Origin of the sequence: Micromonospora sp. B9E7, assembly GCF_039871815.1 — a bacterium.
Taxonomy (GTDB): domain Bacteria; phylum Actinomycetota; class Actinomycetes; order Mycobacteriales; family Micromonosporaceae; genus Micromonospora.
The window spans coordinates 50,427-62,912 of the sequence record NZ_JBDPLX010000004.1 but is presented as its reverse complement, the minus strand read 5'-3'; the positions used below and the strand labels follow the sequence as shown (position 1 = coordinate 62,912).

Here is a 12,486-nt window from a genome sequence, read left to right as displayed (position 1 = left end):
AGCCTCGCCACCGGCCAACCCGAGCGACCTACGTCACGCGGTCCGTGGCGTCGTCCTCCAGTCGGGCGTCGGCGGCGGCCAGTGCCTGGTCGTCGCCGACCTCCTCGGCCACCGTCGCCGCGTCCGCCCAGTGCCGCCGGGCGTCGGCGTGCTCGCCCAGCGCGGCGCAGGCGTCACCCAGGTAGAGCAGCGTGCGCGCCAGCCCTGCCGTCGGCCGCGTCTCCTCGCGCAGCCGCCGGCTCTCGGTCAACAGGTCGTACGCCACCCGCGCCTGCCCCGGGGTGCTGGTCAGCAGGGTCGCCCCGGCGTTGAGCAGAGCCGTCGCCCGGCTCGTCGGGTCGTTGACCGACTCGTACTCGCGCAGCGCGGCCCGCCACGCCTGCGCCGCGTCCAGGTGCTCGCCGAGACCCGCGTGCACCAGCACCAGGTTGGTCAGCGCCGCCGCGTACCCGCGGGCGTCACCCACCGACCGGAAGGTGTTCGCCGCCCGCACCAGGTGGTGGTGCGCGCTGTCCAGCTCACCCCGGGCGAGTTGCGCCGCGCCGAGACCCAGTTCGGTGAGGGCGTGCCCGGCCCGGTCGGCCCCGGAGCGGTGCCGCCGGGACATCTCCAGGTGCTCCACCGCGTCGTCGAGCTGCCCCAGGTCGAGCAGGGCCAGGCCGAGGTTCATCCGAGCCTGGGCGGTGCCCCCGCGCCCGCGCTCGTTCACCGCGAGGGTGAGCGCGGCTGCCGCCCCGTGCGGATCGTGCCGACGCCGACGCAGCACACCCAGCTCGTTGTGCGCCCACCCGGCGATCTCCGGTCGGTCGTCGGCCGTCGGAGTGGCCAGCACGGTGCGGCAGACCTGCTCCCACTCGTCGAGCCGCTCGGCGTACGCCAGCCACCCGCAGAGCGCCACGGCCAGCCGGAACCACCACCGGCGTACCCGTCGGGGCAGGGTCTCGGCCGCGCCGGCCGGCACCCGCACCACCGCCAGCAGCAGCTCCTGGTGCAGGTCGAACCAGCCGTACGGGTCGTCGTCCAACGGCAGCGACCACTCCCGGTCCGGTGGAGCGCCGAGCACCGCCAGGTTGGCCGCGTGCCGTTCCGCCCGACCGGCCAGGTGCCGGGTCAACCGGGCCTGCGCGGCGACCCGGGCCCGGACCGGATCGGCGTCCCGCAGGTGCAGTCGGGCGCTGTCGGCGAGCAGTGGGCGGATCTCGTACCGGTCGCCGGGCGCGCCGACCACGAACGCCGCGGCGGCCAACTGGTCGAGCAGCGCGGTCACCCGCTCGGGGTGCCGCCCGGCCAGCGCGGCGATGGTCGGCCGGTCGACCGGGGCGGGGATCAGCGACATCACCCGGTACAACCGTCGGGCCTCGCGGCTCAACGTCCGGTACGCGGTGTCCCGTTCGGTGATCAGCCGTGCGGCCGGCGACACCGCGAGCCGCTGGTGTGGTGGCGTGTGCACCGCGCGGCGCAGCGCGTCCAGCACGTCGGAGTGCCGCCAGCCGTGCTGCGCGGTGCGATAACCGAGCGCGCGGACGGTGCGGGGCTGTCGGCCGCACAGGTCGACGATGTCGCGTACCGCCGGGTCGGTGCGCGGGTCGGCACGGCGAACCCGGGCGGCGGGCGCGGCCCCGCCCGCGGCGGCGAACAACTCGACCGCCTCGGAGGTGCCCGGCTCGGCGATCCAGTGTGCGACCACGCCCTTGAGCCCCACCAGCGCTGGGCCGCCGGCGAGCAGCAGCCGGCAGGTGCGCGCGGTCGGCGGCAGGAGGGGCCGGACCTGGTCGGGCCGGTCGACGTTGTCCAGCACCAGCAGGATCCGGCGGCCGTCGAGCTGGCCGCGCACCGCGTCGGCGGCGGCGACGAGCGCGTCCGGCCGGCCGGACGCCGGTGGGGTGGTGCCCAGGATCCGGGCCAGCGCGGTGAGCACCTGTTGGGCCGAGCGAGGTCGGCCGTGCCGGCGCAGGTCGAGGTAGTACTGCCCGTCGGGGAAGTCTTCCCGGCACAGGTTCGCGGCCTGGACGGCGCACGCGGAGGTGCCCACCGCGCGCCGGCCCAGGACCGCCACCGCGTGTTCCTCGGAGAGCAGTTTGAGGACCGCCTCGACGTGCTCGCCGCGTCCGGTGAACTCCGCCGTGTAGGGCAGGTTCGGCGCGCCGGCGGCCGGTGTGGTGAGCACGTCGGTCGGTTCGGGGTCGACGTCGCGTTCCGCCCGGCGGCGACGTACCTCGTACACGACGAAGCCGACGATGCCGCCGACGGCGAGGGCGATGCTCGTCGGCCCGAGCACGCTGGCCGCCAACTCGGAGAGCAGGTTGCTGGCCAGGTTGCTGACCACGTTGGCGAGGACGCCGCTGACCACCCCGCCGATCGCGATCAGCACCGGCCAGCGCGGGCCGCGGCGGCCACCGCCCGGCCTGGTCAGCGGACACCCCCGGAGACGAGCCCGGCGACCAGGTGCCGCCGCGACAGCACCACCAGCACCACCGGCAGCACCGAGGCGAGCACCGAACTGGCGGCCAGCGCGCCGCTGTTGCTCACGAAGCTGCGCGTCTGCTCGGCCAGGAACGGCCCGAGCGGCGACGCCCCCGGCCCGCTGAAAAGCCGACCCACCACCAGGTCGTTCCAGACCTGGACGAACTCCAGCACGGACACCGCCACGACCGCCGACAGGTTGTGCCGGGCCAACCGGCGCAGGGTGTGCCACCACCGACGGCCGCCCAGCCGGGCGTCGCGCACCTGCTCGACCGGCAGGTCGGCGAACGCGTTGCGCAGCACCAGCACGGCGAACGGCACACCCAACGCGATGTGCACCAGGGCCAGACCCTGGGCCGTGCCGGAGGAGAGCACCAGGCCCAGCACCTCGTTGACCGGGCCGGCGATGACCTGGACCGGCACGACGCTGGCAGCCAGCAGCAGCAGCCCGGTGGCCTGTGCGGCCGGCCCGGTCAACCAGGCCAGCGGGTACGCGGCCAACAGCGCGACCACCAGCACCGTGGCGGTCACCGCGGTGGCCAGGAGCAGCGTGAAGCCCAGCGTGCGCCACAGCTCGGTGCCGGTGACCAGGGCGCGGTAGGACTCGTCGCTCGGTGGCGCCGACCACCAGCCGCGCGCGGCGGCGTCCACCCTCCCGTGCGCCGAGGTGGCGACCAACACCACCAGCGGTACCAGCCAGGCCACCGCCGCGCCGACCGCGAGCAGGCGGATGACCCGCCGGGGCGGGGCGACCGGACCCGGCTGTGGGGCGGCCTCGGCGGGCGGCGGCGGCCAGGCCTGCCGGACGAAGAGCGCGGCCACCATGATCCCGCCGACGACCGCCACCAGCCACACCACGCCGAGCGCGGCGCCGTCGCCGGTGGTGGTGCCACCCGACGTCTGCCAGATCCGCAGCGCGAGCACCGACGCCTCGTCGCGGACCGAGCCGGGCGTCATCACCAGGATCAGGTCGAACGTGCGGCTGGTGCCGACCGCCACCAGCGCGAAGACCACCGCGGTGGTCCGCAGCAGCAGGGGCCGCCACTGGGCGTCCCACAGGACGTGCCGACGCCGCCCGCCGTAGGCGCGGACCGCGTCGGCGAGACTCGGCGGCACCGTGTCCAGCGCGGATCGGAACACCAGCACGGCCAAGCCCACCCAGGCCCAGACGAACGCCGACATCAGCGCCACGGTGACCAGCCCCGGCCCGAGCAACTGCGGCGCGTCCTCGGTCGAGCGGCCGGTCAGCCGGGCCGCGACCAGGGTGGCCAGCCCTCGGCTCGGGTCGGGGTCGTACATCAGCCGGAAGGTGACCCCGGTGACGACCAGCGGCAACGCCACCGGGACCAGGAGGATCAACCGGACCAGGCCGCCCTCCTCGGAGCGGCGGGACGCGGCGGCGAGCAGGTAGCCCAGTGCCGTCACCACCGCCGGCACCAGCAGCGCCCAGAGGACCGTCCGGCCGACCACCGCGCCGGTGCCCGGGGAGGCGAGCGCGGTCCGGAAGTGCTCCGCGCCGACCCAGCGGCCATCGGTGGTGACGCTGGCGTGCATGGTCCGGAGCACCGGCCACAGCACGAGCCCACCGAGCAGCACGGCGGCCGGCAGCAGCAGCGCGGAGGTCGCCCCCGCCGCCGGATAGGCCCGGCCCCGCCGGGGCGGCCCGACGTCGTCGAGCACGGCCAGCTCGCCGAGGACCCGCGGCTGGCTCATCGGCCGCCGCCCGCGCTGCGGGCCGCCAGAGCGAGCTGACCGGTGGCGCGGCGGATCGCCTCGTCGGCCTTGACACCATCGGTGACGTCGGCGAAGAAGCCCTGCATGATGCGCCAGATGCCGACGCCGTCCGAGCCGGTGAACGCCCCGGGCAACTGGTCGGAGAGGTCGAAACGCAGCGTGCCGGGCGCCTGCATCTCCCGGGCGAGCTTCCTACCGACTTCGTCGGTGTAGCTCGTGATCGGGACGTTGGTGTTGGGTGACAGGTAGCCGCCGGCACGTAGCCAGGGCCGGAACGAATCGGCCTTGGTGAGCCACTGGACCAGCTCGACCCCGCCCTGGGCGTCCGCGAACGCCACCGCGGCGTCCCCGCCGACGATCAGTGGGCCGCCTCCCGGTTGGGCGCCCGGGAACGGGAACGTGGTCGGTGCCTCCGGGCCCCGCTGGAACGGGCCGACGACGTCGGCGGTGAAGTCGGCCCCGGAGAGCATCACCGCACGCCGGGTGTGCACCACCTGGATCACCGACTCCTCGTACTGGGTGAGCAGGGCGCGACGGCCGCCGCCGAGGAACGCGCCGTCGATGCTCCAGAGCCCGGCCAGCCGGTCCAGGGCGTCGCGCACCGGACTGCCCCGCCAGTCCGCGTCCGCCCTGGCCAGAGCGTTGTAGCTCTCAGGTGCCACGTCGGCCAGTACGTTCTCGAACCAGTCGGTGAGCACCCAGCCGTCCGCAGCGCCGATGGCCAGGGGCGCCGGGCCGCCGTCGCGCCGGGCGAGCGCGCCGAGCTGCCGGGTGCGCTCGACCAGCGCGTCCCAGTCGGTCGGCTGCTCGGGCAGCATCGACGGCAGGTGCCAGACCAACGACTTGTGCGCCGCCTTCACCCACACGCCGTAGCGCCGGCCGTCGGCGGTCAGCAGGTCGCCCAACCCGTTGGGTACGGCGTACTCGCTGGACGGGCGCACCGGGCTCAGCCAACCGCGCTGCGCGTACTCGGTGACCAGGCCGGGGCGGGGCAGGATCGCCACGTCCGGGCTGGTGCCCGCGAGGTGCCGGGCCCGCAGAAACGCGTCGATGTCGTTGCCGGCGCTGACCACCTGCACCGAGCCGGGATAGTCGGCGACGACCTGGCGGAACCGGTCCAGCTCGCTGGTGCTCCAGACCACCGCGACCTGCACCGACCGGGCCCCGCCGGAGCAGCCGGCGGCCATGGCGGTGACGCCCGCGGCGGCGGCGCGCAGCAGGGTGCGACGACTCGTGCGGGCGGTCGGTCTCATCGGGTCGCCTCGCTCGGCTCGGTGACCAGCTCGTGCCGGACCGGGATCTCGGCGAGGGTGGCCGGGTCGGCGGTGCAGACCAGCACGGCCACCCCGGGGGCGTCGGGTGGGGAGAGCCGAGGCATCAGGTCGGCGAGGCGACTGTCGCCGGCCGACCCCGCCGGCAGGTCGATCACGAGCACCTCGGGCAGGCAGGCCGCCGCCCGGGCGAGCGCCACCCGGAACCGCTGGGCGGCGGAGATCTGGTGCGGCAGCAGGGTGAGGGAGAGCGTCAACTCGAGCCGGTCGACCACGGTGGTCGTCCAGTCGTCGGCCACCTCGTGCACCCGTTCGCGTTTGCGCTGGCCATACTCGATGTTGCGGCGCACGGTGAGTTGCGGCAGCAACGCGCCACCGGCGGGCACGTAGCCGATCTGCCGGCGTGGCGGCGGCAGCGCGGTGACGTCCCGGTCACCGACCAGGATGCGACCGGTCACCGGAGCGGCGAGGCCGACCAGCACCCGGGCCACCGCGGTGCCGAACCGGGGTGGGGCCACCAGGGCGGCGAGCGTGCCGGCGGGGACGTCGAGGGTCACCGGCCCGGTGCCGGGTACGGCGACCAGTGCGCGTAGCCGTAACGTGACCCTCACCTCCGGTGACCGCTGGGAGAACGCACCCAGGGTGGCACACCGTGCCGACAATCGATGCCCTCAGGCACCTCCATTGTGGATGTGTTGGGACCGCTCAGCCCGCGGCGTAGAGCGCGGCGAGCCCGGCCGCCGTGGCGGCCAGCCGCTCGCGCAGCGCCGCCGGGGCCAGCACCTCGACGTCGGCGCCGAGGCGTAGCAGGTCACCGTGGGCATGGGTGAGCGACTCGATCGGCAGCACCGCGGTCACCCAGCCCCGCGCGTCCGGCGGCCCGGCGCTGGCCTCCACCGCGGTCACCACCGGGTCGCTGCCGATCTCCCGCAGCCGCTCCCGGCCGCCGGGGGAGAGCCGCACGGTGGCCTCGTCGCGGTGCAGCCGGGCGCGGAACTGCACCACGTGCGCCCGCCACCAGGATGGGAGGTCGAAGTCGGCGGGTCGGTCGAACTCCTGCGGAAGGGGGGTCAGGGCGAGGATCTGGCTGACCCGGTAGGTCGCCGGCGCGCCCCGGCCGGGCTGGTCGGCCACCACGTACCACCGACCACCCTTGAGCACCAGGCCGTACGGCTCCAGCACCCGGGTCACCTCACCGTTCCACCCCCGGTAGCGCACCTCGACGCGGTGCTGCCGCCAGACCGCCTCGGCCGTGCGGGCCAACTCCGGGGACGCGTCGCCGTCCGCGTACCAGCCGGGCGCGTCGAGGTGGAAACGTTGCTGCAGCTGGGTGGCCCGGTCGCGCAGCGGTGCGGGGAGCGCGGCGTGCAGCTTGAGTTGCAGCGCGGCCACCACGTCGCCGTAGCCCAGCTCGCCGGCCGGGCCGGGCAGCCCGGCCAGGAACAGCCGGTCGGCCTCCTCGGCGGTCAGCCCGGTCAGGCGGGTCCGCCACCCGTCGACCAGTTGGTAGCCGCCGGCGTGCCCGGCCTCTCCGTACAGCGGGATGCCGGCGGCGTGCAGCGACTCCACGTCGCGGTAGATGGTGCGGGGGGACACGGCCAACCGGTCGGCGAGCTGCGCGGCGGTGAGCCGCCCGTGTGTCTGGAGCAGCATCAGGACGGAGAGAAGTCGACTGGCCCGCACTTCACTGACACTAGCTGTCAGGGGAGTGGTCGTACTGTCCCGACATGGCTTTTCGGGACAAGGATCTGAGCACACCGGGACCGGTCACGGTGGACGGTCGACAGCTCAAGCGATACCACATCGACCAGGCGGAACAGCGGATCGAGTCGGAGGTGGAGAAGGCCGCGTACGACCTGCTGCCCGCCCTGCTGACCGACGTCGTGGACGACGGCACCCCGGCCGCCGGGTGGGTGGTGCTGCACCGGGGCGCGGACACCGGTGCCTACCTGCTGGCGTACACCTGGGTGTGGGACAACGCGGTGGAGGTCCGCGTCGCCGCGGCCGGGCAGCCGGCGCTGGCCTGCCCGGACGACGATCCGACCCACTTCGTCGAGGTAGGTCGACCCGCCGTCGGCTGCGTGTGGGAGTTGGCGGTGCTGGAGCACGAGCGCGCCGCCTGGGTTCGGCACATGCTTGCGCCGGAGACTCCCGACCTGGCCGCATATCTGGACGACACGCGAGCGGAAGGGCCGGTGGGCCACTGATGGGCGACTTCGACTTCTTCACCGGCACCTGGAACGTCGTCAACCGGCGGCTGCGCGAGCGGCTGGTCGGCTCCGACGAGTGGGAGGAGTTCCCCGGGGTGTCGGTCGCGCACGGCTTCTTCGCCGGCGGCGGCCACTTCGACGAGATCACCTTCCCGACCAAGGGCTCCGCCGGCGCCACGATCCGGATCTTCGACCCGGCCCGGCAGGAGTGGTCGATCTACTGGATGACCAGCGGCACCGGGGTGCTGGAACAGCCACCGATGGTGGGCCGCTTCGTCGACGGGGTCGGCCACTTCTACGCCGACGACCAGCACGAGGGGCGACCGGTGCGATGCCGGTTCATCTGGTCCGACATCAGCGCGACCACAGCCCGTTGGGAGCAGGCGTTCTCCGTCGACGGCGAGCAGACCTGGGAAACCAACTGGATCATGATCTTCACGCGCGCGGCTGACTAGCAGCTTCCGGCCATCCGGGTGCGGTGTTAGGGTCCGTCCACCGCCCCGGATGGAGGAACGCCATGGCCTCCGACCACGTCGACGTGCTGATCATCGGCGCCGGCCTGTCGGGCATCGGGGCCGCCTGCCACCTCACCCGTGACTGCCCGGACAAGACGTACGCGGTGCTGGAGGCGCGCGACGCCGTGGGCGGCACCTGGGACCTGTTCCGCTACCCGGGCATCCGCTCGGACTCGGACATGTTCACCCTCGGCTACTCGTTCAAGCCCTGGACCGCCCCGAAGGCCATTGCCGACGGCACGACCATCCGGGAGTACGTCCGCCAGACCGCCCGGGAGTACGACGTGCAGCGGCACATCCGCTTCCGGCACCGGGTGCTGCGCGCCGAGTGGCACAGTGCCACCGCCCGCTGGACGGTGCACGCCCAGCGGGCCGACACCGCCGAGACCGTGCTGCTGACCTGCTCGTTCCTGTTCGCCTGCACCGGCTACTACCGCTACGACGAGGGCTACACCCCGCCGCTGCCCGGTGTCGACGCGTACGCCGGGCGGCTGGTGCACCCGCAGCACTGGCCCGACGACCTCGACCATGCCGGCCGGCGGGTGGTGGTGATCGGCAGCGGCGCCACCGCGGTGACCCTGGTGCCGGCGATGGCGCAGCGGGCCGCCCACGTGACGATGCTCCAGCGCTCACCCACGTACGTCACCGCGTTGCCCTCGCGAGACCGGCTGGCCGACGCGCTGCGGCGCTGGCTGCCGGCGAAGGCCGCGTATCCGGTGGTGCGCTGGAAGAACGTGCTGCTGTCCACCGTCACCTTCCAGCTCAGCCGGCGTGCGCCCGGCCTGGTGAGGCGGAGGTTGCGCCGGGCCGCCACCGGCCGACTCCCGGTCGGGTACGACGTCGACCGGCACTTCTCGCCCCGCTACGACCCGTGGGACCAGCGGCTCTGCGTGGCGCCCGACGGTGACCTGTTCACCGCCGTGCGGCAGGGCAGGGCGTCGGTGGTCACCGACACGGTCGACACCTTCACCCCGGACGGTGTCCGGCTGACCTCCGGCGACGTGCTGCCCGCCGACATCGTGGTCACCGCGACCGGGCTCAACCTGCTCGCCGTCGGTGGTCTGACGCTGCGCGTGGACGGCGTCGACGTCGACCTCGCGAACACTGTCGCGTACAAGGGCATGATGCTGTCCGGCGTGCCGAACTTCGCCCTGACCCTCGGCTACACCAACGCGTCGTGGACGCTCAAGTCCGACCTGGTCGCCGGCTACGTGTGCCGTCTGTTGCGGCACCTGGACCGCACCGGCCAGCAGGTCGTCACGCCGATCCCGCCACCCGACGCGCGACGGGTGCCGCTGATCGACCTGCGCTCCGGCTACGTGCTTCGCGCCGTCGACGCGCTGCCCAAGCAGGGTGCGAACGCGCCGTGGCGGCTGCACCAGAACTACCCCCGCGACGTGCTGCTGATGCGGCACGGCAGGCTCGCCGACGAGGGTGTGCGGTTCTCCCAGGCCGGCGAGGTGACCGCCCCCGCCCCCGCGGGCGCCCGGCGTCCCGTGTCGTCCGAGCGTCGGTGACCGCCAGGAGAGGAGCACCTTCCGTGCAGAGGTTCGAGTTCGCCGGTGCCACGGCCGTGGTCACCGGAGCGGCCAGCGGCATCGGTGCGGCGTTGGCGCACGCGCTGGCCCGCCGGGGCAGTGATCTGGTGCTGCTGGACCGCGACGCGGAGCGGCTGGACACGGTCCTCGGCGCGATCCGCGTCGCGCATCCCGACCGCCAGGTGAACACGTACGTGGTGGATCTGGCCGACGCGAGGGCCACCGCCCAGGTGGCGGCGGAGATCGGCCAGCGGCACCCGCGCGTACGCCTGCTGGTGAACAACGCCGGTGTCGGCCTCGGCGGCCGGTTCGACCAGGTGACGTTCGACGAGTTCAGCTGGGTGATCGACGTCAACTTCCGGGCCGTGGCGCAGCTGACCCACGCGCTGCTGCCCACCCTCCGGGCGGAACGGGGCGCGCACCTGGTCAACATCTCCAGCCTGTTCGGGCTGATCGCACCCGCCGGGCAGACCGCGTACGCGGCGAGCAAGTTCGCCGTGCGCGGCCTCACCGAGGCACTGCGCCACGAGCTGGTCGACGACGGCATCGGGGTGACGTCGGTGCACCCCGGCGGGATCCGCACCCGCATCACCGAGAACGCCCGGATCGGCAGTGGCGTCTCCCACGAGGAGTACGCGGTCGGCCGGGCACAGTTCGAGAAGCTGCTCACCATCGCGCCGGAGCGGGCCGCCGAGGTGATCCTGCGCGGCGTCGAGCGGCGTCGGGGCCGGGTGCTGATCGGCTGGTCGGCGAAACTGCCCGACCTGCTGGCCCGGGTGCTGCCGGCCTCGTACAACCGGCTCCTGGTCACCGGCCTGAACCGGGGCGTCGTCCGCCCGGCACGGCAGCCCGCCACCGGCGTCCCCGCGCAACGCCCCTCCGTCGACGCCGCCGTCGACCCGGCCAGCGAGGTGGCCTGACCGTCAGCCGGCCGTTCCTTCCCGCGCGCCCCTGAGTCAGGCGGGGCCGGCCACCGTCGCGCGGGGCCCGACGTCGCGGCGACGCAGCAGCACGGTCAGCGTCACGAGCGCGACCAGCAGGGCCGCGAGCACGTACACCGGGGCCGGGCCGAGGGGCGCGAGCAGTGCCAGCAGCGCGACGACCGGGAAGGCGACGACCGCCACGCCGTGCTGCTGCCGGCGTACGTGCAGCACCCAGACGGTGAGCAGGAAGACGGCGATCGGGACGGCGACCGCGTACCCGGCGGTCCTTTCCGAGATGTGCGTGAGGTGCCGCTCGTAGTCCACCGACACGCTCAGACCCGCGCCGACCGCGGCGACCGCCGCGAAGATCAGGTAGTGGCCATAGCCCCAGACCAACGTGTACGGCATCCGGCCGGGCGCCTCGATGGGCCGGTCGAAGTAGAGCCACCACAGGGCGAACACGATCACCGTGGCCGCCGCCGCCAGCGACCAGAGGTGACGGTCGCCGGCGTCCACTCCGGTCTGGATGGCCACCGACGTGGCCAGCACCACCTCACCGAGCACGATCAGGGTGAACAGCCCGTACCGTTCGGTGATGTGTCCCGGATGCCAGGGAGTCATGCCCGGCCGCTCGGCCACCGCCGGCACCAGCAGGTCCGCCACGACCAGCAGCAGCAACGCCGCCGTCCCCCAGCCCTCCGGCAGGGTCAGCCGAAGCAGCCAGCCGAGCTGGACGATGGTGACGCCGATCGCGTACCGCCGGGCCGCCCGGCGGTGCGCCGGATCACCGGCGGCGGCCCGGCACCACTGCACGACGAGCGCGATACGCATCACCACGTAGCCGTACGTGATGACGCTGAAGTCGCCGTCGGTGAACGCACGGGGCACCCCGGCCGCGATGATCAACGCCCCGGCGATCTGCACCAGCGTCGTGATCCGGTACACGTCGTCGTCGGTGTCGTAGGCCGAGGCGAACCAGGTGAAGTTCATCCACGACCACCAGATCGCGAAGAAGACCATCAGGTACCTGGTCAGCGCGTGGCCGAGGTGACCTTCGGAGACGTCGTGGTGCAGGTTGACGGCGGCCTGCGCCACGGCCACCACGAAGCACAGGTCGAAGAAGAGTTCCAACGGAGTGGCCGTGCGATGCGGCTCGTCGCGACGACGTGGCCGCATCGGCCGGTAGAACGGCCGCACCGAGCGAGGCTGGGTCACCGCAGTTCCTCAGGCCGCCCGCCGATCAGCCGCGCCGACGGCCGTGGGTCAGCCCCTCCAACACCAGGGTCACGCCGGCGCCGACCAGCCAGACGTCCTTGGCCAACCCCGCACCCTGCTGGGTCGGGCGGATGCTGCCGGGTTCCCGCAACCCCGGCGTCTTGAGGTACAGCTGTACCAGGCCCGCGCCGAACGCGGTCAGACCGAGCCCGACCAGCGGTGCCGGGACGAACGGTGCGAGCAGCGCGGCCCCCAGGGCGACCTCCGAGTACGCCAGCAACTTGGCGAAGCGCGCCGGCTCGAACTGACCGAGTTGGGGCATGGCCGTCACCGCCATCCCGTGCATGCTCTCGGCCGCGGCACCCTCCAGGTTCCGCTTCTGCAGACCCGAGTTGAGGAAGTACGCACCGATGCTGACCCGTAGCGGCAGGTGTGCGAGTTTCATGGTCACTCCCGTTGGCCGTGGTCGAATGCGGCCCGCGTACCCCGGACCACCCGCGATAACCGCCAGGCGGGCTGGGCTGGCCGTGGTGGTCGCGGTAGGTTCGCCGGGGGCCCACCGCCGAGCCCGTGGCACACCGCCCAGCCCGGCTCCGGCCTTGCCGCAGACCACCAGC

At 73.7% G+C, this 12,486-nt stretch carries 11 protein-coding genes; 4 read left to right on the top strand and 7 right to left on the bottom strand.

Features of this window, described 5'->3' with window-relative positions; translation table 11 throughout:
• Nucleotides 1-28: 28 nt before the first annotated feature.
• From ABGB10_RS08025 to ABGB10_RS08005, 5 genes are all read right to left on the bottom strand, one after another.
• A complete protein-coding gene (locus tag ABGB10_RS08025) occupies nt 29-2,371 on the bottom strand; it encodes a tetratricopeptide repeat protein (RefSeq protein WP_347660212.1) in 2,343 nt (780 codons plus the stop codon).
• Nucleotides 2,372-2,409: 38 nt separating this feature from the next.
• Nucleotides 2,410-4,176, bottom strand: coding sequence for a hypothetical protein (locus tag ABGB10_RS08020; RefSeq protein ID WP_347660211.1), 1,767 nt, complete (start codon nt 4,174-4,176; stop codon nt 2,410-2,412).
• Nucleotides 4,173-5,450, bottom strand: coding sequence for an extracellular solute-binding protein (locus ABGB10_RS08015; RefSeq protein WP_347660210.1), 1,278 nt, complete (start codon nt 5,448-5,450; stop codon nt 4,173-4,175). The genes ABGB10_RS08020 and ABGB10_RS08015 overlap by 4 nt, the downstream gene beginning before the upstream one ends.
• Nucleotides 5,447-6,079 carry an ATP-binding cassette domain-containing protein gene (locus ABGB10_RS08010; protein ID WP_347660209.1) on the bottom strand — a complete coding sequence of 211 codons (633 nt, stop codon included), beginning with the start codon at nt 6,077-6,079 and terminating at the stop codon, nt 5,447-5,449. Before ABGB10_RS08010 ends, ABGB10_RS08015 begins: the two co-directional genes overlap by 4 nt.
• 94 nt (nt 6,080-6,173) lie before the next feature.
• Complete coding sequence (locus ABGB10_RS08005) at nt 6,174-7,151, bottom strand: YafY family protein (RefSeq protein WP_347660208.1); 978 nt, start codon at nt 7,149-7,151, stop codon at nt 6,174-6,176.
• Nucleotides 7,152-7,195: 44 nt separating this feature from the next.
• On the opposite strand from ABGB10_RS08005, the gene ABGB10_RS08000 reads away from it, so the two are divergent.
• The 4 genes from ABGB10_RS08000 to ABGB10_RS07985 all read left to right on the top strand — a co-directional run bounded on the left by ABGB10_RS08000 (nt 7,196) and on the right by ABGB10_RS07985 (nt 10,651).
• Nucleotides 7,196-7,675, top strand: a complete 480-nt coding sequence (locus ABGB10_RS08000; protein ID WP_347660207.1) for a hypothetical protein — start codon at nt 7,196-7,198, stop codon at nt 7,673-7,675.
• Nucleotides 7,675-8,133: a hypothetical protein gene (locus ABGB10_RS07995; RefSeq protein WP_347660206.1), complete on the top strand. Its 459-nt coding sequence runs from the start codon at nt 7,675-7,677 to the stop codon at nt 8,131-8,133. Before ABGB10_RS08000 ends, ABGB10_RS07995 begins: the two co-directional genes overlap by 1 nt.
• A 62-nt stretch (nt 8,134-8,195) precedes the next feature.
• Nucleotides 8,196-9,710, top strand: a complete 1,515-nt coding sequence (locus ABGB10_RS07990; RefSeq protein ID WP_347660205.1) for an NAD(P)/FAD-dependent oxidoreductase — start codon at nt 8,196-8,198, stop codon at nt 9,708-9,710.
• Between the two features lie 23 nt (nt 9,711-9,733).
• Nucleotides 9,734-10,651: an SDR family NAD(P)-dependent oxidoreductase gene (locus ABGB10_RS07985; protein WP_347660204.1), complete on the top strand. Its 918-nt coding sequence runs from the start codon at nt 9,734-9,736 to the stop codon at nt 10,649-10,651.
• A 36-nt stretch (nt 10,652-10,687) separates the two neighbouring features.
• Here ABGB10_RS07985 and ABGB10_RS07980 read toward each other — a convergent pair whose 3' ends face one another.
• Nucleotides 10,688-11,869 carry a low temperature requirement protein A gene (locus tag ABGB10_RS07980; protein ID WP_347660203.1) on the bottom strand — a complete coding sequence of 394 codons (1,182 nt, stop codon included), beginning with the start codon at nt 11,867-11,869 and terminating at the stop codon, nt 10,688-10,690.
• Nucleotides 11,870-11,894: 25 nt separating this feature from the next.
• Nucleotides 11,895-12,314 (bottom strand): hypothetical protein, encoded by a 420-nt coding sequence (locus ABGB10_RS07975; protein ID WP_347660202.1) that lies wholly within the window; start codon nt 12,312-12,314, stop codon nt 11,895-11,897.
• Nucleotides 12,315-12,486 lie beyond the last annotated feature (172 nt).